17 protein-coding genes are annotated in these 20,554 nt (G+C 64.7%); 15 read left to right on the top strand and 2 right to left on the bottom strand.

The window, feature by feature from the left end; translation table 11 throughout:
- Window positions 1–4 precede the first annotated feature (4 nt).
- From ACZ9A3_RS09375 to ACZ9A3_RS09325, 11 genes are read left to right on the top strand one after another with little or no spacing between them, the layout of a single operon-like run.
- Window positions 5–1,594: a GumC family protein gene (locus tag ACZ9A3_RS09375; protein ID WP_045198768.1), complete on the top strand. Its 1,590-nt coding sequence runs from the start codon at window positions 5–7 to the stop codon at window positions 1,592–1,594.
- Window positions 1,591–2,679 carry a glycosyltransferase family 4 protein gene (locus ACZ9A3_RS09370; protein WP_476252440.1) on the top strand — a complete coding sequence of 363 codons (1,089 nt, stop codon included), beginning with the start codon at window positions 1,591–1,593 and terminating at the stop codon, window positions 2,677–2,679. Before ACZ9A3_RS09375 ends, ACZ9A3_RS09370 begins: the two co-directional genes overlap by 4 nt.
- Window positions 2,676–4,046: an O-antigen ligase family protein gene (locus tag ACZ9A3_RS09365; RefSeq protein WP_093383291.1), complete on the top strand. Its 1,371-nt coding sequence runs from the start codon at window positions 2,676–2,678 to the stop codon at window positions 4,044–4,046. Before ACZ9A3_RS09370 ends, ACZ9A3_RS09365 begins: the two co-directional genes overlap by 4 nt.
- Window positions 4,043–5,008: a glycosyltransferase family 2 protein gene (locus ACZ9A3_RS09360; protein ID WP_093383294.1), complete on the top strand. Its 966-nt coding sequence runs from the start codon at window positions 4,043–4,045 to the stop codon at window positions 5,006–5,008. The genes ACZ9A3_RS09365 and ACZ9A3_RS09360 overlap by 4 nt, the downstream gene beginning before the upstream one ends.
- Window positions 5,001–6,137, top strand: a complete 1,137-nt coding sequence (locus ACZ9A3_RS09355; RefSeq protein WP_476252439.1) for a glycosyltransferase family 2 protein — start codon at window positions 5,001–5,003, stop codon at window positions 6,135–6,137. Before ACZ9A3_RS09360 ends, ACZ9A3_RS09355 begins: the two co-directional genes overlap by 8 nt.
- 9 nt (window positions 6,138–6,146) lie before the next feature.
- Entirely contained in the window at window positions 6,147–7,157 is a 1,011-nt protein-coding gene (locus ACZ9A3_RS09350) for a polysaccharide deacetylase family protein (protein WP_045198758.1), read from the top strand.
- Complete coding sequence (locus tag ACZ9A3_RS09345) at window positions 7,154–8,458, top strand: oligosaccharide flippase family protein (RefSeq protein WP_045198756.1); 1,305 nt, start codon at window positions 7,154–7,156, stop codon at window positions 8,456–8,458. Before ACZ9A3_RS09350 ends, ACZ9A3_RS09345 begins: the two co-directional genes overlap by 4 nt.
- Window positions 8,455–10,374, top strand: a complete 1,920-nt coding sequence (locus ACZ9A3_RS09340; protein ID WP_476252438.1) for a hypothetical protein — start codon at window positions 8,455–8,457, stop codon at window positions 10,372–10,374. Before ACZ9A3_RS09345 ends, ACZ9A3_RS09340 begins: the two co-directional genes overlap by 4 nt.
- 34 nt (window positions 10,375–10,408) lie before the next feature.
- On the top strand, window positions 10,409–11,098 hold the full coding sequence (locus ACZ9A3_RS09335) for an N-acetyltransferase (RefSeq protein WP_258610551.1): 690 nt from the start codon (window positions 10,409–10,411) through the stop codon (window positions 11,096–11,098).
- A gap of 4 nt (window positions 11,099–11,102) precedes the next feature.
- Window positions 11,103–12,275: a GNAT family N-acetyltransferase gene (locus ACZ9A3_RS09330; RefSeq protein ID WP_476252437.1), complete on the top strand. Its 1,173-nt coding sequence runs from the start codon at window positions 11,103–11,105 to the stop codon at window positions 12,273–12,275.
- A complete protein-coding gene (locus ACZ9A3_RS09325) occupies window positions 12,247–13,035 on the top strand; it encodes a carbohydrate deacetylase (protein WP_045198749.1) in 789 nt (262 codons plus the stop codon). The genes ACZ9A3_RS09330 and ACZ9A3_RS09325 overlap by 29 nt, the downstream gene beginning before the upstream one ends.
- 140 nt (window positions 13,036–13,175) lie before the next feature.
- Here ACZ9A3_RS09325 and ACZ9A3_RS09320 read toward each other — a convergent pair whose 3' ends face one another.
- Together ACZ9A3_RS09320 and ACZ9A3_RS09315 are read right to left on the bottom strand one after the other, a co-directional pair.
- Window positions 13,176–13,478: a DUF6124 family protein gene (locus ACZ9A3_RS09320; RefSeq protein WP_082075459.1), complete on the bottom strand. Its 303-nt coding sequence runs from the start codon at window positions 13,476–13,478 to the stop codon at window positions 13,176–13,178.
- A 763-nt stretch (window positions 13,479–14,241) separates the two neighbouring features.
- A complete protein-coding gene (locus tag ACZ9A3_RS09315) occupies window positions 14,242–16,482 on the bottom strand; it encodes a putative bifunctional diguanylate cyclase/phosphodiesterase (RefSeq protein ID WP_045198747.1) in 2,241 nt (746 codons plus the stop codon).
- A 139-nt stretch (window positions 16,483–16,621) separates the two neighbouring features.
- On the opposite strand from ACZ9A3_RS09315, the gene ACZ9A3_RS09310 reads away from it, so the two are divergent.
- From ACZ9A3_RS09310 to ACZ9A3_RS09295, 4 genes are all read left to right on the top strand, one after another.
- A complete protein-coding gene (locus tag ACZ9A3_RS09310; protein WP_476252436.1) occupies window positions 16,622–18,241 on the top strand; it encodes an NADP-dependent glyceraldehyde-3-phosphate dehydrogenase in 1,620 nt (539 codons plus the stop codon).
- A 109-nt stretch (window positions 18,242–18,350) separates the two neighbouring features.
- Entirely contained in the window at window positions 18,351–18,818 is a 468-nt protein-coding gene (locus tag ACZ9A3_RS09305) for a VOC family protein (protein WP_093383327.1), read from the top strand.
- Window positions 18,819–18,901: 83 nt separating this feature from the next.
- Complete coding sequence (locus ACZ9A3_RS09300) at window positions 18,902–20,095, top strand: hypothetical protein (protein ID WP_476252435.1); 1,194 nt, start codon at window positions 18,902–18,904, stop codon at window positions 20,093–20,095.
- Window positions 20,096–20,175: 80 nt separating this feature from the next.
- The gene (locus tag ACZ9A3_RS09295; protein WP_045198739.1) at window positions 20,176–20,481 is read left to right on the top strand and encodes a hypothetical protein; all 306 of its coding nucleotides are present in this window, start codon (window positions 20,176–20,178) and stop codon (window positions 20,479–20,481) included.
- Window positions 20,482–20,554: the final 73 nt, after the last annotated feature.

The raw sequence follows: 20,554 nt of genomic DNA, 5'->3' as shown, positions 1-20,554 counted from the left end.
GAGCATGAATACAAAAGAAAACTACCTGCATGAATTCTTCAGGATCTTCTTTGCCAACCGCCAGTTGGTCAAACGGGTGTTCCTGGTCTTCGCAGTGATCGCCTTGCTGTTGCCGCTGGTGCTCAAGCAGAGCTTCGACATTACCGCCGAAGTGATCGTGCAGTCGAAAAAACTGTCCCAGAGCGACACCAACACCACCCTCGCCCAGGAGACCGACAAGTTCATCCCGCCGTCGCTGGCCGACATGGAGACCGAGAGCAATATCCTGCGTTCGCCGACCCTGATCCGCGAAACCATCAGCCAGCTGCGCGCCGAGGGCAAGTACGAGATCCCGCCCAGCTTCATGCAGCGGGTGGTGTTCGGGCCGATCCGCAGCGGCATCATCAACCCGTTGCGCGAGTACGTGGTCAACCCGGTGCGCTCGCTGTTCGGCCTCGAGGTCGACCCGGTGCGCGACACCCAGCTCGACACCCTCACCGACGACGCCATCAAGGACCTCAAGGTCGAAACCCTGCCCGGCTCCAACGTGGTCTCGGTGACGTATAGCTTTCCCGACCCGAAACTGGGCACGCTGTTCGTCAGCCGCCTGCTCGACAACTACCTGCGCAACCGCCAGAACCTGCAGTCCAACGAGCTGCCCGAGCAGTTCTACGAGCAGAAGAAACTGCAGTACCAGGTGCGCATGGATGACCTCGAAGGCAAGCGTCTGGGCATGCTCGAAAGCATCGGCTCCTCGGACCCCAAAGAAGAGATCACCTTCCGCCTCAACGCCATCAACACCGAAGAACAGGCGCTGAACCAGTACCGCGACCGCCTGCTGCAAAGCCAGCAGTGGCTGGACTACCTGAAAACCAGCCTGGCCGCGGCCAGCAACGCCAACATGCGCGATTTCGCCTTCCCCTACACCTTCACCACCACGGTCGACAACGTGGCCTTTGAAGACCGCGAAATCAAACAGCTCGGTGAACAGCTGACCACCCTGGTGCTGACCTACGTCAGCGACCTGGCGGTGTTCCAGCCCGGCAGCGAGCAAATGCTGTTGCAACGCGAACAGATCGCCAAGACCCGCCAGCAGTTCTTGAAGATCGTCGCCAACCGCATCAAGGAGCGCGAGAAAGACCTGGCCGTGGTCCAGGACGTGATCGCCCAGAAGACCGCGCGCATCGCCGACTTCAAAGGCCGCGTGCACCAGTTGCAAGAAACCCAGAGCAAGGCGCGCCAGCTCGACACCGAGATCGACGCCCTGCACAAGGCCTACTTCACCTACACCCAGCGCTACGAAGAATCGCGCGGCGCCGACCTGCTCAACGGCCTGTCCAACGCGCGCATCCTCAGCGCCCCGTACGAGCCTGCGGAGCCGGCGTTTCCCAAGCCGCTGCTGATCGTGCCGTTCGGCATGCTCACCGGCCTGCTGCTGGCGATTGCCCTGGTGTACGTCAAAGAGTTCTTTGACCGGCGCTTCAAGCACCCGGCGCAAATCAGCCATCAACTGGACCTGCCGGTACTGCTGGTGATCAACGACCAGACCCCGGAAACCCCCAACCCTTACAAGGGCTGGTCGCTGCCGCGGCTGGTGCACTGGGTGCGCAATTGAACGCAGCCCTGAGTCCACAGCGCCCGATCCTGCACCTGCTCAGCAGTGGCGGCTTCTACGGCGCCGAGCGGATGCTGCTGGACCACTGCCAGGCCACCCCGGGGCAGCACCAGGTGCTGTTTCTCGGGGCCCCGGAGCAACTGGTGGCGCGTTTTCGCGCCGCCGGCGTGGCCTGCCAGACCTGCGACGGGGTCGGCGAGCTGCTGGCTGAACTGCGTCGGCGCCACGACCAGCAGCCGCTGATCAACAGCCACAACTTCAAGGGCCTGCTGTTCGGCTGGCTGGGCGCGCAGTTGTGGCGCCTGCCGATGGTCGCCACCCAGCACGGCTTTACCCCCAGCAGCCGCAAGCAGCGCCTGTACACCTGGATCAGCCTGCAGCTGTGCCGCACCGCCACCATCGAGCGGGTGGTCTGCGTGGCCGAGAGCATCAAGCGCATCCATCGCCAGGCCGGGATCGCCGAGCACAAGCTGCAGGTGATCCCCAACGGCTTGCCCGAGGCCGACGCCCTGCCCGCACGCCACCCTGGCGCTGGCCGCTGGCTGGCCGGCTATGTTGGCCGCTTGAGCTGCGAGAAAGGCCCGGACCTGTTTCTCGATACGCTGATCCCGCTGTGCCAGCGTCACCCGCAACTCGACGCAGTGATGCTCGGCGACGGCCCGGAGCAAGAGGCGCTGCAAGCGCGCATCGACGCCGCCGGCCTGACCCAGCGCATCCGCCTGCCCGGCTTTCAAGCCGACATGCGCCAGTGGATGGGGCGCCTGGATGCCCTGGTGATCAGCTCGCGCACCGAAGGCACGCCGATGATCCTGCTCGAAGCCATGCAGGATGGCGTGCCGGTGGTGGCCTTTGCGGTCGGCGGTATCCCCGATGTGATCGAGCACGGGCGCAGCGGCCTGCTGGCCCGGCCCCTGGCGGTGCAAGAGCTGGCCGCCCAGCTTGAGGCGCTGATGCTCGACCCGGCCCAGGCCGGCGAGCTGATCGCCCAGGCGCGGCGCACCCAACGCGAACGTTATCACCTGCCGACGCTGGCGCAACGCTGGGCCCGGGTTTACCTGGGCGCGGCCACGGAGACCTGCGCATGATCATTCCCCTGTCCCTGATCGGCCTGCTGGCCATCGCCTGCGTGGCATTGCTGGCCAGCCCCTACCCGTTTCTCGCCCCCGGCGCGGTAATCGGCCTGGCCGGCCTGCTGGCGCTGTACAAACGCCCGGCCTGGGGACTGCTGGCAATTATCACCCTGGTGCCGCTGGAAGGCCTGTTCAAGGACAGCGAGCTGACCGCCTCGAAAATGATCGGCGCGGCCCTGGCCCTGGTGCTGGTGCTGCAACTGGCGGTCAAGCAACTGCCCGCCGAGCGTCTGCGCAGCAGCATGTGGCGGCTGCTGCTGGGGTTTATGGCGCTGTACCTGCTGAGTTTCTGGGCCAGCGACAGCAGCGAGATGTCCCTGGGGCACTTTCGCGAGCTGGCCGTGGGCCTGCTGTTGTTCGGCATCACCCTGCTGGTTGGCCGCGACCTCGACCTGCCGATGATGTACCGGCTGGTGACCCTCAGCGTCAGCCTGACCTGCATCATGGCCATGGCCTCGGCCAAGTACCAGGACGAGGGCCGCGCCGCCGGCCTGCTGGAAGACCCCAACGTGTTCGCCATGCTCATCGCCATCGCCGTGCCCATGGCCTTGTGGCTGGTGTTCAACAGCCCGCGGCGGCTGCACAAACTGTTCTGGATCGCCTGCTGCATCCTGCTGCTGGCGGGCATGACCAAGACCAACTCGCGCTCGGGCCTGGTGGTGCTGTTGATCAGCCTGGGCATCGTGCTGGTGCACTACCGCACCCAGGTCGCCCACCTGCGCCCGCGGCACCTGGGCTTTGCCATGCTTGGCCTGGCCATTCTGCTGCCGACCATGGTGGCGCTGATGCCGGCCAGCTACGTTGCGCGCATCCAGTCGCTGGCGCTGCTCAAGTCCGGGGTCAATGCCTTCCAGGACGATTCCCTGGGCCGGCGCTCGTCGTACATCGTGGTCGGCAGCAAGATGATCCGCGAACACCCGGTGCTCGGCACCGGCCCCGGCACCTTCCCCCTGCACTACGCCACCACCGGCTACGCCAAGGCGTTTTCGGCCAACCGCAAGGTCGGCGACCTGTACCGCCGCGCGCACAACACCTACCTGGAGATCTTCAGCGAGGTCGGCATACCGGCCGGCATCCTCTTTGTCAGCATGGTCTTGCTGGCCCTGTACAACGTCTGGTACGCCCGGCGCCTGTGGCTGCGCCAGGGTGAGCAGGGCCAGGCCGACCTGCTCACCCACCTGTGCATGAGCATGCTCGCCATCAGCCTGTTCCTGATGTTCCTCAGCGCGCCCAACCACAAGTACCTGTGGATCATGCTGGCGCTGTCCAGCGTGCTGCGGCTCAAGGCCGAACAGGCGCAACCGGCGCAGGTGAAGGCATGAAGGTCAGTGTCGTGGTGCCGATGTTCAACGAAGCCCGGCACATCGCCCGGACCCTGCAGTCGGCGTTGAACGCCGCCGCCGATGCCGGCCTTGACTGCGAGCTGGTGGTGGTCGACAACGGCTCCAGCGACGACGGCCCGCAGATCGCCCGCAGCCTCGGCGCCCAGGTGCTGAGCCTGCCCGGGCTGACCATCGGCGCCTTGCGCAACCGTGGCGTACAGGCCAGCAGCGGTGAGTGGCTGGCGTTTCTCGACGCCGACATCGAAGTGCCCGAGCACTGGCTGAGCCTACTGCTCAAGCTGCATGGCGAAGGCCGTGGCGACGTCTTCGCCCTGGACTGCGACACCCCGCGCCAGGCGCCCTGGTTCGCCCGCGCCTGGCAACGCCGGACCCTGCGTGCAGGCTTGCCGGCACTGCACCCGATGCAGTGGCTGCCGACCCCCAACCTGCTGATGCAACGCCACTGGTTCGATCAGGTGGGCGGCTTCAACGAAACCCTGCGCACCGGCGAAGACAAGGACTTTACCTGGCACCTGAACAAGGCCGGCGCGCGGCTTTTGGCCCTGCGCGAGCCGGTGGTGCTGCACTGGGGTTTTGAGGGCAGCTGGCGCGAGTGGCTGGGCAAGGAGCTGTGGCGTCAGGGCAGCAACCTGCAACTGCTGCGCAGCAACGGCCCGAGCCTGCGCCTGCTGCGCTTTCCGCTGCTGTCGCTGGGCGCCTGGCTGCTCGACTTCATGGCTTTGTCAGCGCTGCTCGACGGTTACCCGCACCTGGCGCTGTTGTTGCTGCTGGTCACCAGCTTGCCCGCGCTGGCCCTGAGCCTGCGCCAGAGCCTGAAACACCGCGACCTGTTGTTCGCCCTGCAGCTTTGGGGCCTGCACTGGATTCGCCTGCACCTGGCCGGCGCGGCCTTCGTGCTCAGCCTGTTCAACTGGAACGCAAGGAGGCCCGCCCGTGGCTGAGTTCATCTTTTGGTTGTGCCTGTTGCTACCGTTTTATGCCTGGCTGGGCTACCCGCTGCTGCTGACCCTGGTGGGGCCGCTGTTCCCCCGTCACCGCCCCGCGCCGCTGGCGCCGCAGCGGGTCAGCGTGGTGGTGGCCGCGCACAACGAAGAACGCAATATCGACAACAAGCTGCGCAACCTGCTGGCCCAGGATTACCAGGCCCAGAGCCTGCAGATCGTCGTCGCCAGCGATGGCTCCACGGATAGCACCGTGGCCCTGGCGCGCAGCTTTGACGACCCGCGCATCCAGGTCCTCGACCTGCCGCGCATGGGCAAGAACAGCGTGCTCAACGTCGCCGTCACCCAGTGTACGGGCGACATCGTGGTGTTCACCGACGCCGATGTGCACTGGATTGACGGCACCCTCGGCGCCTTGCTGGCACCCTTTGCCGACCCTGAAGTGGGCGGCACGGTGGGCAAGATGATCATCCCCGAGGCCGGCAAGGGCCTGAGCCTGGGCGAAAGCCTGTACCGCCACTACGAAGCCTGGCTGCGCCGGGTGGAGAGCCGCACCGGCTGCACGGTGTCGGCCGATGGCGCCCTGCAGGCACTGCGCCGCGAGCTGTACCAGCCGATTCCGGCGCGGGTCAACGACGACTTCTACATCAACACCTGCGCACCGGTGGCCGGCAAACGGGTGGTCTACGTTGACGAAGCCCAGGTGCTCGACCAGGGCGTGGACGAGGCCGACCGCCAGTTCAGCCGCCGCCAGCGCGTCACCGTCGGCGGCCTGATCAGCCTGGCCGCTCGCCGCGAACTGCTCAACCCGCTGCGCCACGGCCTGTACGCCATTGCCCTGATCAGCCACAAACTGATCCGCCGCCTGGCGCCGGTGCTGCTGTTGCCCCTGCTGCTGGCCAACCTGTGGTTGCTCGACGGCCACGGCTTTTACCAACTGACCCTGGCCGCGCAACTGCTCGGCTATGCCATCGCCATCGCCGGCCTGCTGGACGTGCGCCAGCGCCTGCCCAAACCGTTTCGCCTGGCGGCCTTCGTGCTGGTGACCCTGGCCGGCATGAGCGTCGGCCTGTGGCAGTTTTTACGCGGGCACAGCTACAACCAATGGAACCCCGACCAGACTCGATGAGCACCTGACATGCCGATAAAAACCAGTATCAAGCGTGCCAGCGGTTGGCTGTACCTCAACTCCCCCAAGGGCCGCAGCCAGTTGCGCGGCGCCGGGGTGATCCTCATGCTGCACCGGGTGCTGGCCGACGACGACAGTGCCGCCCTGCCGCACCGCAATGAACTGTGCGTCGGCCCCCAGGCCTTCGAACGCCTGCTGCGCTGGCTGCAACGCCACTTTGACTGCGTACACCTGATGGACCTGCTCAAGGCCCACGAACACCCGCGCACCGGCAACCGGCCGAAAGTGGCCCTGACCTTCGACGACGGCTGGCGCGACAACGCCCTCAATGCCTTCCCGCTGCTGCAGCAATACCAGGTGCCGGCGAGCATCTTTTTGTCCACCGACTACATCGGCAGCCGCCAGCGCTTCTGGTGGGAAAGCCTCGGCGAAACCCTGTGGGGCACCCACGGCGAAATCTCCCGCCGGGCGCTGATCGAGCAACTGCGCAAGATCGGCCGGCCGCTGCCGGCGGCCTACTTCATGAACGAGCGCCCACACGCGCGCAGCCAGGCCCTGGGCAAATACCTGCAAAGCCTGAAAAGCCTCAGCCCGATGGCCCTGCATCACCTCACCGACGCCTGCCCGGCTGAATCCCTGCCCCAGGCCCTGGACTGGAACCAGGTACGCCACCTGGAAAACTCCGGGCTGATCAGCTTCGGCCCCCACGGCGCCAGCCACGCGCTGCTGCCGGGCCTGGACGACCAGCGCCTGGAAGAAGAACTGAGCCGCAGCCACTACGCCCTGCAACAGGGCTGCAAACAGCCGCTGCCGGTGTACTGCTACCCCAACGGCGACCACGACGCGCGGGTGCGCGAGCGCCTGGCCGCGCACCGCTACCCCTTTGCCCTGAGCACCCGCGCCGGGATCTGCCAGGGCCATGACGACCCCTTGGCCCTGCCGCGTATCAGTGTCAGCCAGCGCAGCGCCAGCCGCCCTTCGCTGTTGGCCTGGCGCATCAGCCGCGGAGGCCGCCCATGAGCCGCAGCCACTACGTGCGCCACCTGCTGCTGAGCATGGGCACGCGCCTGGCGATGATCGCCCTGCGGCTGATGCGCAACGTGTTGCTGGCGCGCATTCTTGGCCCCAGCGAGCGCGGCCTGTTCGCCCTGCTCAGCACCCTGCCCGACCTGATCAGCGCCGCCACCAGCGGCGGGCTCAACACCGCCGTCGGTTACCAGGCGGCCAAGCAGCGCAGCATGGGCCTGCTGCTCAGCCAGGTGCTGATCTACGGCTGCCTGGTGGCCGGCGCCCTGACCCTGGTCTGCGTGGCCCTGGCCCGGGAGTTCGGCACAGAACTGGAAGTGACCACCCAGCTGGGCCTGCTGGCCTGGCTGTTGCTGCTGGCGGTGCCGCTGACGGTGCTTAAAAGCGGCCTGCTGACCCTGCACAACGCCACCGGCGGCGTCGGCGCCTTCAACGCCCTGCGCCTGACCGAGTCGCTGGTGCCGCTGCTGCTGTTTGTCGGCCTGTTCTGGATGTGGCAGCACGCGGCCCTGGAAGCGGCGCTGATCAGCTGGCTGCTGGGCCTGAGCCTGGTGGTCATGCTCGGTTTGTACTGGCTCGGCCGGCAGCACTCGATCCGCCTGTGCTGGGACCGCAGCGGCCAGCGCGAGCTGCTCTCCTATAGCGCCAAGAGCCACCCGGACTTATTGTTCCAGCAGGTGATTCTGCGCTCCGACTACCTGTTCATCAGCGCCATGCTCGGCAGCGCCGCGCTAGGCCATTACGCCATGGCCAGCGCCGCCGCCGAACTGCTGCTGATCGTCCCTGAGGCGGTGACCACACCGCTGATGAAACGCCTGCTGCAGCAGGACGCCGGCATGGACAAGCTCACCCCGCTGGCCCTGCGCCTGACCGCCACGGTGATGCTCGGCGCCTGCCTGAGCATGGCGCTGATTGGCGAGTGGCTGATCGTCACCCTGTTCGGCGCCGAATACCAGCCGGCCTATCCGGCGCTGCTGGCCTTGCTGCCGGGGCTGTTCGGCCTGTGCTATGCGAGCATCCTGCGCCTCGACCTGCTAGGCAAGAACCGCCCCGGCACGGTATCGCTGATGATGGGCCTGGGCGCAGCGCTGAACCTGCTGCTCAACGTGCTGTTGATCCCCACCTATGGCATCGTCGGCGCTGCGGCGGCCTCATCCATCGCTTACCTGGCGGTGACCCTGGCGATGCTGCTGTTGTACTGCAAACTCAGCGGCGTGCCGTTCTGGCAAACCCTGCTGGTACTGCCCAGCGACCTCGCGCCGCTTCGGCAGATGCTGCAACGGCGGCCGGCATGAAAGCCCTGGCCCTGGTGGTGAGCGGCGTGCTGGTGAGCGCCACGCTACAGGCTGCGCCCCTGCAATGGGGCGACTTGCGCGATGGCAGCCTGTACCTGCAAGCGAGCAAGGCCGACACCGTCACGGTCAGCTGGCAACCGGCCTGGCAGGCCGAGGCCAACCCCGAGCGCATCTTTTTGCTCGACGGCCAGGGCCACTTGCAGGCCGAGCGTGCGATCGAGGCCAATGAAAGCCGAGGCCGGGTGCAATGGCCGCTGGCGGCGAGCGCCAGCGACTACCAGGTGGAAATCCCCGGCTACAGCTTTCGCCGTTACCGCATCGAGCATGCCGACAGCACCCGGGCGCTGTTCGCCCCGGCCAAGGTGCACTTCAGCGCCGAAGTCGGGCCCAATGTCGAGCTGTACTTCAAAGTGCCCGCGGGCGAGAAAGCCACCCTGGCCGGCAAATATCATGGCGGCGTACGCAGCCTGCAGGTGCAGCGCCTGGGCGACAACCAGCAACTGAGCCTGGCGCTCAAGCCCTACCCCGCCTATTGGCAGTTCGATCGCCTGGCGCTGCCGCAGTCGAGTAAAGAGCAAACCTTCCGCCTGCAACTGCAAGGCCGTGGCAAGGTGGCGTTCTGGCTCGACGGCAGCGCCAACCTGTTCGCCCAGCAGCCCGGGCAACTACGCCCGCTACACAACAGCGACGGCAAGGTCGCGCTCAGCCTTGGCCACACCGTACTGGGCCGCACCCCGGACCTGGGCGTCAACCTGCCCTATGTACTGCCGCCGCCATCGAGCTACGCCGTGCTCGATGCCCTGCAACCGCAAGCAGCCGGCTACTACAGCTTCGCCGACCTGCTGGCACGCAAGCCCGGCTATGAAACGGCCTTTCGCAGCTTTTATCAGCAACGCTACAACATCAAACAGGACATCACCCTGCTGGCCGGCACCGGCCGCGAATCGGTACTGGCCGCCGACCGCATCCGCAACGACGGCCTCGACGACTGGCTGAACACCACCCGCACGCTGGGCGGCAACAGCCTGCACTACCTGGCCTTCGCCGACGAACCGAACCTCAACTACAGCGACTACCCCACCTTCAGCCGCTACTTCCAGGCCATGGCCGAGCGCGTACAACGCAGCCCCGGCGCCCGCGAAGCCGGGGTGCGCATCGCCATGCCGGCAAGCTCGCGACTGGTCAACGGCCCGCTGCACAGCGACAGCGAAAAGCGCATCGGCCTTGACTGGGCACAGCGCCTGCTCAAGGAGCACGGTGCGCAGATCGACGCCCTGGCCTGGCACGAATGGATGGTCCGCGACCTGCTGGCCACCCGCAGCTACCGCGACTCGGTGCGCCAGGCCGCCAGGCTGGTCGGCCTCGATGCCCAGGGGCGGCCGAACAAGGCGCTGCTGCTGGACCAGACCAACCTCTCCAGCGGCTCGAGCCTGAGCCCCTACGACCAGGAAACCCACTTCACCGCCCTGTGGTGGGCCTCGGTGGTGATCAACGCCTCCCAGGACGGCCTGCTCGACATGCTCAACTGGTTCCACGTCGCCGACGAGCCCGAATGGCCCAAGGGCATGGTCCGGGTGCTGGGCGAAAACCGTTTTGAACTCAAGCCCGTGGGCCTGGCCCAGCAGTTCATCCAGCAGCACTGGCTCGACCAGGTGCTGGCTCTGGACAACGACGCCTTCGAAGTCGACGCCCTGGCCATGGCCCGTGGCAAGCAGCGCAGCCTGTTGGGGGTGAACAAGGGCGAGCGCCTGCAACAGGTGACCCTGGCCACCGAACAACGCTGCGCTGCAGGCGCCCTGAGCTTTTTCGGCCCCGACTACAGCACACGCCGCGCGCAGTTTGTCTGCGAGCAAGGCCGTATCCATTTTCAATTGCCAGGGCAAACCTTGTTCGCCCTGACCTGGAGCGCGTCATGAGCGCGCACCTCACCTGCCAGAAACAGGAGGCACCATGAGTGCTTTGAGCAAGATCCAGGATCGCATCCAGCGCAAAGGACTGCGTAATACCATCAACGCTGGGGTCAAGCGCTACCTGTTCTACCATTGGGAGCTGCTGTGGATGGAGCGCGACCTGGTCAGCCCCGTGCCGCCGCACAAACTCAAACCCTACCCACCGCTGCGGGTCGAGCCGATCACCGTGCACAACGTGCGGGCTTTCGCCAAACACTTTGGCGACCGCATCGAGACCATGCGCGAGCTGGCCGCCGAGGGCCACACCGGGCTGATGTTCCTCGATGACGCGGGTGACGTGGTGGCATTCATCTGGGGCAGCCTGCGCCACTACCACGACCGCCACTTCTACGGCTGCTGGTTCCCGGTCGAGCCCGGGCAGTTCTTTGAATTTGGCGGCGAGCTGGCGCGCAAGTACTGGGGCACCGAGCTTTCGGTCGACCTGCAGCTGGAGCTGTGGAAGGCCATGGCCGCCCAGGGCTGCGACACCGTGGTGGACGTGTGTGAAAGCCACAACATCCCGGCGCTCAAGCTGCACCTGCGCATGGGCTATAAGGAACAAGGACGGGTGATGAATGTGTACTGCCTGTTCGGCCGCTGGAAGTTCTACCGCGAAACCCGCTACAGCGAATCGCGCCTGGAGCCCCTGCGCAAACCTGAAGCCAGCCCCGCCCCGGCCACGGTGACCTGAACCCATGAGCCTTGAACTGCAGTGGTACCCGTCGCTGGCGGCGGCGGACTTCCCCGCCGCCGACTACGAACAACTGCGCCAGCAACTGGCCGACAGCACGCCGTTCAACCACCTGGGCTGGCTGCTGGCGGCCGAAGCGGCACTGACGGCCGGGCAACAACTGCAGGTGCTGGTGGGCCGCGACCAGGGCCGGTTGTGCCTGTGCCTGCCGCTGGTGCGCGGCACTGAGCGCTTCGGCCCATTGACCGCGCAGGTGGTGCGCCACCTGGGCTACCCGCTCAGCGACCGCATCGCCCTGCTCTGCGACCTGCCGGCCAAAGCGGCCGCGCAGGTGTTACGGGCGATCCGCAAGCAACTGCCCCATGCCCTGCTGCAACTGGACGAAGTGCCCGACGACGCGGCAACCCACAGCCTGCTCAGCCGCTGGGCAAGGCGCAGCTCTACCCATGAGCAGCGCCTGAACTGCCGGGTGCCGGTGCACCGCATCGTGCCCGAAGACCGTCAGGAAATCAGCGGCGACCCGCGCTACAAACTGCGCCGCGCGCGTAAGCGCATTGCCGCCTGCGGCGCCCAGGTACGCAGGGTTACCCCGAATGCAAACACCATCACGCCACTGCTCGATGCCATCAGCGCCGTCGAAGAGCTCAGCTGGAAAGGCGACGACGAGGTCGGCATCTTCTCTGGCCGCCTGCGCCGCCAATGGATGTACCAGGCTTTCACCGCCCTGGCGGCCCAGGGCCTGGTGCGCATGGTACTGCTGGAGCTCGATGGCCGCTGCATCAGCTACCGCCTGGGGGTGTTCGAGCGCGGCCGGGTGTACGACTACAACCTGGCCTTCGTGCCCGCCTATGCCGAGCTTGGCAGCGGCCGGGTGCTGCTCGAAGAATGGATTCACTGGGGCCTGGACGACGGCTGGGAGTGGGTCGACGCCTCGCGGGTGAGCCTGCACAACTCCAGCCACCAACTGCACGAACGCATGAGCGGCGCCGTTGAACACCAGCGCCAAAGCTTCTACAGCTGGCGCCCCAGCGGCCTGGCCCTGGGCCTGGCCTTGCGCCTGTGGCAACGCTTCAAGCCACAGTTGCAACGCCTGCGCCAAAAAACCTCGGCCACAGCCGCCGAGCCCGACTCGCCACAGGAGAACCCGGATGCCCTCACAGGTCATAGTCAACGCTGACGACTTCGGCCTCAGCGCCCACACCAACGCGGTCATCCTGCATGCCTTCCAGGCCGGACTGATCAGCTCGGCCACGGCCATGGCCAATATGCCGGCCTTCAGCGCCGCCTGCAGCCTGGCGCAACTGCCGGCCTTGCGCGGGCGTATCGGCCTGCACTTCAACCTCACCTACGGCCGGCCGCTGAGCCAAGCCATTCGCCAGCAGCCACGCTTCTGCGCGCCCAACGGCGAATTCGACCTGCGCCTGAAACAACGCACCCTGCGCCTGAGCCGCGCCGAGCGCGAGGCAGTCGAGCAGGAACTGCAGGCGCAGTGGCAACACTGCCTGAACCAGGGCCTGATGCCCAGCCACCTGGACTCGCACCAGCACGTGCACAACATCTGGCCGATCGGCGTGATTGTCGCCCGCTTTGCGGCACGTGAAGGCGTTGCGGTGCGGCTGGCGCGCAACCTCGGGCACAACATCGGGCCGCTGAAGCGGGTGTTCAAAACGTTGCTTAATCGGCGCTTGAAGCAGTTGGCGGGGGCGACGGCGGATTATGTATGTACGCCGGCGGATTTACGCGCGGGGTTGGCGCCGGCGGATGGGTTGCTGGAGGTGGTGGCGCACCCGAGTGCGTTGGGGGGGCATGATTTTGGGGATGCTTATTTGGGCAGTGGGGAGTCGTTGAAGGCGTTGGTGGAGTTAAGGTTGGGGGGGGTGCCTAGGGTTGGGTATGGGGTGCTTACCGGGGGACGAACTGTGCTGGCCCCCTCTTAAAATATTTGAGCGTAAACGGTCAGCGAATAGATTTTGCGCTGATTGGTTTGTACCCCCCGGTGAGACGTCCAGTCACTGAAAGCGAGTGTCTTTCATCCTTATAGAGCAGGATCCAAGACATTCTCGCTTTCAGCCATTGCTCAGACCTTTAGCTGTCGAGCTTCGACTCCATCTAGCAATGCGTCCATCAGAGCGCTGGCCATTTCAACAGAGTGTTGCGAAGACCATACAAAAGCACGTCCTTCATTATCTGTATGCTTAACGACCTGCGAAATCGTTGCGCTCGCACATTTCAGGTATAGGACTGCATGCACTAGAGCATCTTCTGCACAGATCCCGGCTCGCACATTGAAAAGTGGTGGATGATCCGGACAACTTTTGACACTAGTCTCTAAGGTCTCGACAAGATGAAGTGATGGCGGATCAGGTACTGGTTTTTTCATCGATAGGCTCCTGGTTGAGTTGACTGGAGCTACCACGCACTCGTCGCCAAACGAGATAAGGTGGCAGCTGTACGCGGGTTGGCGAACCGGATCAACGCAGGAAACCCCGGCAGGGCATAAGCCCTCCCGCATACAGCCACCATAAAGGACAAACGGACACTAAAACGCCCGCCCTTCATTCAGGGGCATATCTGCATATAGATTCCGGGTCGCCAAACCCGATCACCAAGTTTTCAGTGACCGAGCGAGCCTAGTTTGAATATACAGAGCAAGCAAGAGAATGAAGGTGACAGAAAGCGTAGGATAATTCCTAAGAACCATTTCAACTAGCTTAAAATGTCGTGAGGAAGGAATTTTCAAGTAGAACTGTGAATTTTTCTTATTTCCAACAGCAAAGATTTCAGCCGATTCACAGAGAGCAGACACTCCGAAACCAGTGAGAGTGAGAGTTGAAGCCTATCTGCCTAATTTTTCTAAATAAAAAAGTTGCAGCCTAGCAAATTGTGACTCAGCTTCGAGCCGAAGACTCTCGACGTCATCCTCAGCAAGCCTTCCTTTCGAATCGCTATATCTACGCATAGAATTCATAGCATTCAGATATAAGGTTTGGTCACTCAATAACTGAATCGCATCATACGGATCTATGGCCGGTGCTCTGTCGTTTCGCATTTCTTCTACTCCGCCCAGGCTACATGTAGATCGAGTATAGAAAAAGGCGAGTGAATTGCTACCGCATGTCACCCGATATTCAATTCCTTTGAACTCATCGAACCAAAATGCTGAGATCCACCTTTTTTGATTCCAACCAGCTATCAAACTCGGCCACCGGCATCGGCCGGCCCATCCAGAAGCCCTGGCCCTGATCACACCCGGCATTGCGCAAAAACGCGTACTGCTCGGCGGTTTCGATGCCTTCGGCGGTGATCTTGAAGCCCAGGGCGTGGCCCAGGTCGATGATCGCCCGGGTAATGGCGGCGCCGTCGTCGTCTTCGGGCAGGTCCTTGATAAAGGCGCGGTCGATCTTCAGGTGGTCGATCGGCAGCATCTTCAAGTACGCCAGCGACGAATATCCGGTGCCGAAGTCGTCCACGGCGGTGGTCACGCCCAGTTCCTGCAACTGCGCCAGGACTGCGCAGGCGTGCTGCTGGCTTTCCATCAGCAGGCTTTCGGTGATCTCGACTTCCAGCAGGGTCGGCGCCAGGTCATAGCGTTTGAGGCTGCGCCTGAGGCTGGCGACATAGTCGCTGCGCTCGATCTGCAGGGCCGCGACGTTGATTGCCACCGGCCCCGGCAGGCAGTCGGCGGCGCGCCAGGCGGCGATCTGCGCGCAGGCAAGATCCAGCACTTTCTCGCCCAGGGGGATGATCAGCCCGGTGCGCTCGGCCAGCGGGATGAACTGCGCCGGCGACACCAGCCCGTGCTCGGGGTCACGCCAGCGCAGCAGCGCCTCGGCGCCTTCGACGCGGCCGCTGAACAGGTCGATCTTGGGCTGGTACCAGAGCTCGAATTCATTGTGCTTGAGCGCCCGGCGCAGGTTGTGCTCCAGGTCCAGGCGCTGCTGCAGGCGCTGGGTCATTTCCGGCTGGTACAGGCGGTAGGCATTGCGCCCGCTCTCCTTGGCCGCGTACATCGCGGTGTCGGCGTGGCGCAGCAGGCGGTCGGCGCTCTGCCCGTGTTCCGGGCACCAGGCCAGGCCGATGCTGCCGGTCACCAGCGCGGCGTTGCCCTTGAGGTCAAACGGCAATTGCAGGGTTTGCAGCAGGGCCTGGATACGCTCGATGCAACGGTCATCCGGCCCTTTGAGAACAAAGGCAAATTCGTCGCCACCCAGGCGGCACAGGCAATCCTCAGGCTCGATGATCTGCATGAAGCGCGCCGTGGCCTGCTGCAGCAACAGGTCGCCCATGGCGTGGCCGAGGCTGTCGTTGATCTGCTTGAAGCCGTCGATGTCGAGCACCAGCACGGCCAGGCGCTGGCCCTGGCTGATGGCTTCGAGCAACTGCTGCTGAAAGCGCAGGCGGTTGGGCAGCCCGGTAATGGCATCGAAATGCGCCAGGCGCTCCAGTTGCGCCTGGGACTGCTTGAGTTCCAGGTTGCGCAGGTTGATCAGGTGATTGCTGCGGTTGAGCTGGGCGACAAACACGCTGAACAGCCCGGTGCAGGTCAGGGCAAACAAAAACAGCGGCGAGGCGAACAGGCTCATCGACGGCCAGCCGCCCAGGGGGCTGGCCGCCAGTTGCCAGAGCCCGCCGGGCACATCGACATTGACCGTCACCGGGTGCTGTTCGAACAACTGCGGGTCGCCCCAGATCACCGCGCCCGCCGGGCCCTGGCCGTCGGCGCCGCGCAGGGCCAGCTCGAAGCCCGGGTCCAGATCGAGCCCGGCGGTGCTGAGCAAGCGGTCGATATCGGCAACAATCGAGACATTGCCCCAGTACAGGTTGACGCCCTTGTGGCCCTTGAGGAACACCGGGCGCCGGTAGATCAGCCCGCGCCCGCCCTGCAGCAACTGCACGGGGCCGGCCAGCACCGGGCTGTAGTTGTCGCGGGCACGCTGCAGCAGCGGGTACTGGTCGGGCAGCCGGCGGTAGTCCATGCCCAGCACGCCCTGATTGCCATTGAGCGGGTAGACATCGGCGATCACATCGTTGGGCGCCAGGGAAACATGGCGGATGTGCGGCACCGAGGCGATGGCCTGGCGGGCCATGTCGTGAAAATGCTCGGGGCTGATTTCGCCATCGGCACTCAGCAGTTGGGCAATGCCCTCGGTCTCGCCGAACGCCGAGCGCAACTGCGCCTCGATGCTGGCGCGCACGCCCGACAGGCGCGCGCTGGCATTGGCGATCACCTCGGCTTCCTGGCGCTGCACGTCCAGGCGCCCGAGCACCACCGACAGGCCGATGCCGATCAGGGCAAAACCTACGGGCAGCAGGCGATTGAGGGTGGTGCGCAGGTTCTTCGACAGGACCGGATTGTCATCAAGGGCGAGGATTCTTGTGCTCATAGGTCCGTAATTCGCATCGCATTACTGCTTTATCGGCGCCGGCGGCGCATTGTTTAGCCAGGCTGGCTTTTTTTAGCGCGCTGGCGTTATGCTCAAACTGAAACGTTTCACCCATTACAGAAAAAGAGGTGCTGCGCCCATGGACCGTCTGCTCGATTCGCTGTTTCCCACCGCCAACGAGATCCCTGAGGCGTACCGCCTGGGTGAGCCGCTGGTGCAACGCGAGTACCTGGTCAACGGCCAGTTGCAGCAATGGGACGGGCCGCTGGCCACGGTGCGCAGCCCGGTGTGGCTCAAGGAGGGCAATGAAGAACGCCAGGTGATCCTCGGCAACACGCCACTGCTGGACGCCGACACCGCCCTCACCGCCCTGGACGCCGCCGTGCAGGCCTACGACAAGGGCCGCGGCGCCTGGCCCAACATGCGCGTGGCCGAGCGTATCCAGCATGTCGAAACCTTCCTGGCCAAGATGCGCGAACAGCGCGCGGCGGTGGTCAAGCTGCTGATGTGGGAAATCGGCAAGAACCTCAAGGACTCGGAAAAAGAGTTCGACCGCACCTGCGACTACATCGTCGACACCATCGGCGCCCTCAAAGAGCTGGACCGCCGCTCCAGCCGCTTCGAGCTGGAGCAGGACACCCTCGGCCAGATCCGCCGCGCGCCGCTGGGCGTGGCCTTGTGCATGGGCCCCTACAACTACCCGCTGAACGAGACCTTCACCACCCTGATCCCGGCGCTGATCATGGGCAACACCGTGGTGTTCAAGCCGGCCAAGTTCGGCGTGCTGTTGATCCGTCCGCTGCTTGAGGCCTTCCGCGACAGTTTCCCGGCCGGGGTCATCAACGTTATCTACGGCCGTGGCCGCGAGACCGTCAGCGCGCTGATGGCCAGCGGCAAGATCGACGTGTTCGCCTTCATCGGCACCAACAAGGCCGCCAGCGACCTGAAAAAACTCCACCCGCGCCCGCATCGCCTGCGCGCAGCCCTGGGCCTGGATGCCAAGAACCCGGGCATCGTGCTGCCCGAGGTTGACCTGGACAACGCGGTGAACGAGGCGGTCACCGGCGCGCTGTCGTTCAACGGCCAGCGCTGCACGGCGCTGAAGATCCTCTTCGTCCATGAAGACGTGGTCGATCAATTCCTCGATAAATTCCAGCGCAAGCTGGCCGCGCTCAAGCCAGGCATGCCCTGGGAGCCGGGCGTGGCCCTGACGCCGCTGCCCGAGGCCGGCAAGATCGATTACCTCAATGGCCTGGTGGCCGATGCCATCGACAAAGGCGCCAGGGTCATCAACGAAGGCGGTGGCGCCAGCCGTGGCTCGTTCTTCTACCCCGCCCTGCTATACCCGGTGAATGCGCAGATGCGCGTGTACCAGGAGGAGCAATTCGGCCCGGTGGTGCCGGTGGTGCCTTATCGCGACCTGCAGACGGTGATCGACTACGTGCTCGATTCCGATTTCGGCCAGCAACTGAGCATCTTTGGCACTCATTCGGCCGAGGTCGGCAGGCTGGTCGATACCTTCGCCAACCAGGTCGGGCGCATCAACCTCAACGCCCAGTGCCAGCGCGGCCCCGACACCTATCCGTTCAACGGGCGCAAGAACTCGGCCGAGGGCACCCTCTCGGTTCACGACGCCCTGCGGGTGTTCTCGATCCGTACGCTGGTGGCGACCAAGTTCCAGGACAGCAACAAGCAGTTGATCAGCGACATCATCCGTAACCGCGAGTCGAGCTTCCTGACCACCGATTACATTTTCTGACTGCCGCTCGTCCAGAGCCGCGACTTTTGATTTGCCCAATCGCCGAAACTGTATAAATATACAGTTTCGCGCCATTCACCCTGCGGCGCCTTAAAGGAGGATCAATAAAATGGCAGTCAAACCAATCCCCGAAGGACAGCACAGCATTACCCCCTACCTGGGCATCAAGGATGCCGCCAAGGCCATCGAGTTCTACAAGAAGGCCTTCGGCGCGCTCGAGATGTTCCGCCTCGACGGCCCCGACGGGCGCGTCGGCCATGCCGAGCTGAAAATCGGCGATTCCTCGCTGATGCTTGCCGACCCGTGCGATCAGTCTGGCGGGCTGGTCAGCAGCCAGTCGCTCAATGGCACGGCCGTTGGCCTGCACCTGTATGTCGAGGACGCCGATGCCACCTATGCCCAGGCCCTCGCCGCCGGTGCCAGCCAGGTTACCGAGGTCAAAGACCAGTTCTACGGCGACCGTAGCGGCACCCTGAAAGACCCGTTCGGCAACCTCTGGTTCGTCTCCACCCACAAGGAAGACCTGAGCGTGGAAGAGATCCGCGAGCGCGCCGCCAAGCTGTTTGGCGGCCAGTAGGGCCAGGTTCGGCTGGCGGGCATGTTCGCCAGCCGGGCTTTGCATTAAGGTGGCAGGCACAGGAAGGCAGGCCAGGATTGTCCATGCGAATCATCGAAAAAAACGCCGCGCTGGTGCGCACCCTCACCCCTGCTGAAGACGAGCTGTTGCGTAGGTTTGTCCAGGGCAACCTCGAAGGCCCGCGCCTGCTGCAGGCCAACCAGTTGCTGATCAAGGTGCGCGCTGCCGGCCATTGGCTGGCCTGTGATTGCCAGCCCAAGGCGATGCCGGTGCTCAACGTCAACCTCAACGGCAACACCGGCACCCTGTTCCTCAAGAACAACCCGGGCACCGCCGAGCACGCGCCAGACTGTGCGTTCATCAAGGACGAGCGTGAAAGCGCCAGCCGCGACAGCGACACTGATGCACCACCGGCCGCGTGGCTGGCGCCCGATGCGCCGCTGCGGCTGATTGGCGATTTCAAGCGCGCCAGTGAAGCCAGCAGCGAATCCGCGGGTACTGGCGACAAACGCGAACAGCACCGGTTGCTGTCGTTGCTGCTGACCCTGATCGAGGCCAGTGGCCTGAACGTCTACGCCACTCACCTGAAAAAAGACCTCACCGGGCAGTTTGCCGAGTTGCGCGGGGTGGCCAGCCGTTATCCGCTGATCGAACGGGTGCCGGCCAGCAACTACCTGGAAACCCGCCTGGACATGAAGCACATGATGATGCTCAAGGCGCGCTTGCGCGAGTCCACGGCCTTTGGCACCCATCGCCGGCATGGCTTGCTGCTCGACTGCGTCAGCCAGATCAAGGCGCGCAAGGTGTTCAACGAGCGCAGCGAGGACGGCTTCGACTTCCAGGGCCATCACCTGCTCTGGGGTGGCAGCAAGACTCCGGGGCCGTTGCTGGCCCTGGCGATCTACTCGCCGGCCAGTGCCGGCAGTCATTTCTATGAGCTGATCCACGTCGCCAGCGTGCCGGTGCTGTCGCGCGGGCAGCTGTTTGCGGTGTACCGCGATGAAGAGCGCGAGCCGCTGAAAATGCTCATCTCGCTGATCGACTGGATGGCCAGCAAGGGCGTCAAGGTGATCATGCGCCGGCCGGTGCTCGGTGGCCAGGGCATGGACGCGCTGGTGCTCAGCTCCGACCAGGACCGGGTGCTGTCGGTGTCGCTGACCGAGCAGCCACTGGGGCCGGAGCCAGAGGGCGAGGCCTTCAAGCGCTATGCCGACTTCAAGAGCCTGGATACCTTCCGTAAGTACGTGGCAGGTTTTTTCATGCGCGGGCGCGAGTAGCGCCGTTGGTCGCGTGCGTCGCACCTTCCCTTCGCGGCTGGGCCTAACCTCTGGCACCTGCCCTGAAAAGGAGTTTGACCATGACCCGTAGCGCCCTCGCTGCCTTATTGTTTGCCGCATTGCTCGGCACCCAGGCGGTTGCCGCCGGCACCGGCCCGACCAACCCCAACCCGGACACCACCCCGACCACGCCGTTGCCGGGCATCAACACCGGCACCAACCCCACCGACACCCCACTGCCCAGCGGCACCGACCCGCGCACCCAGGGCAATGACGCCGGGCGCCAAGGTGGTAGCGAGACCGATGGCAGCCGGCGCGAGCCGAAGAAAGACGGCAGCGGCTCGGAGAATGGCGGCGACGCCGGGGGCAGTGCCGGTAGCTACTAGGGTTTGTACGAGAAGTCGCCGAGCGGCGATCAGGCAAGGCGAAAACAGGCGAGGAACGGCCGGGGTCGCGCAC

This window comes from Pseudomonas sp. TE4620 (assembly GCF_056279045.1).
The sequence above is the reverse complement of the archived record's forward strand: the minus strand, read 5'-3'. Positions and strand labels throughout refer to the sequence as shown.

What these genes read in the sequence shown, in the direction of transcription:
- ACZ9A3_RS09375 (WP_045198768.1), top strand. Translation starts at nt 5, where the DNA reads ATGAATACAAAAGAAAACTACCTGCATGAATTCTTCAGGATCTTCTTT.
- ACZ9A3_RS09365 (WP_093383291.1), top strand. Translation starts at nt 2,676, where the DNA reads ATGATCATTCCCCTGTCCCTGATCGGCCTGCTGGCCATCGCCTGCGTG.
- ACZ9A3_RS09360 (WP_093383294.1), top strand. Translation starts at nt 4,043, where the DNA reads ATGAAGGTCAGTGTCGTGGTGCCGATGTTCAACGAAGCCCGGCACATC.
- ACZ9A3_RS09350 (WP_045198758.1), top strand. Translation starts at nt 6,147, where the DNA reads ATGCCGATAAAAACCAGTATCAAGCGTGCCAGCGGTTGGCTGTACCTC.
- ACZ9A3_RS09345 (WP_045198756.1), top strand. Translation starts at nt 7,154, where the DNA reads ATGAGCCGCAGCCACTACGTGCGCCACCTGCTGCTGAGCATGGGCACG.
- ACZ9A3_RS09340 (WP_476252438.1), top strand. Translation starts at nt 8,455, where the DNA reads ATGAAAGCCCTGGCCCTGGTGGTGAGCGGCGTGCTGGTGAGCGCCACG.
- ACZ9A3_RS09335 (WP_258610551.1), top strand. Translation starts at nt 10,409, where the DNA reads ATGAGTGCTTTGAGCAAGATCCAGGATCGCATCCAGCGCAAAGGACTG.
- ACZ9A3_RS09330 (WP_476252437.1), top strand. Translation starts at nt 11,103, where the DNA reads ATGAGCCTTGAACTGCAGTGGTACCCGTCGCTGGCGGCGGCGGACTTC.
- ACZ9A3_RS09325 (WP_045198749.1), top strand. Translation starts at nt 12,247, where the DNA reads ATGCCCTCACAGGTCATAGTCAACGCTGACGACTTCGGCCTCAGCGCC.
- ACZ9A3_RS09320 (WP_082075459.1), bottom strand. Translation starts at nt 13,478, where the DNA reads ATGAAAAAACCAGTACCTGATCCGCCATCACTTCATCTTGTCGAGACC.
- ACZ9A3_RS09315 (WP_045198747.1), bottom strand. Translation starts at nt 16,482, where the DNA reads ATGAGCACAAGAATCCTCGCCCTTGATGACAATCCGGTCCTGTCGAAG.
- ACZ9A3_RS09310 (WP_476252436.1), top strand. Translation starts at nt 16,622, where the DNA reads ATGGACCGTCTGCTCGATTCGCTGTTTCCCACCGCCAACGAGATCCCT.
- ACZ9A3_RS09305 (WP_093383327.1), top strand. Translation starts at nt 18,351, where the DNA reads ATGGCAGTCAAACCAATCCCCGAAGGACAGCACAGCATTACCCCCTAC.
- ACZ9A3_RS09300 (WP_476252435.1), top strand. Translation starts at nt 18,902, where the DNA reads ATGCGAATCATCGAAAAAAACGCCGCGCTGGTGCGCACCCTCACCCCT.
- ACZ9A3_RS09295 (WP_045198739.1), top strand. Translation starts at nt 20,176, where the DNA reads ATGACCCGTAGCGCCCTCGCTGCCTTATTGTTTGCCGCATTGCTCGGC.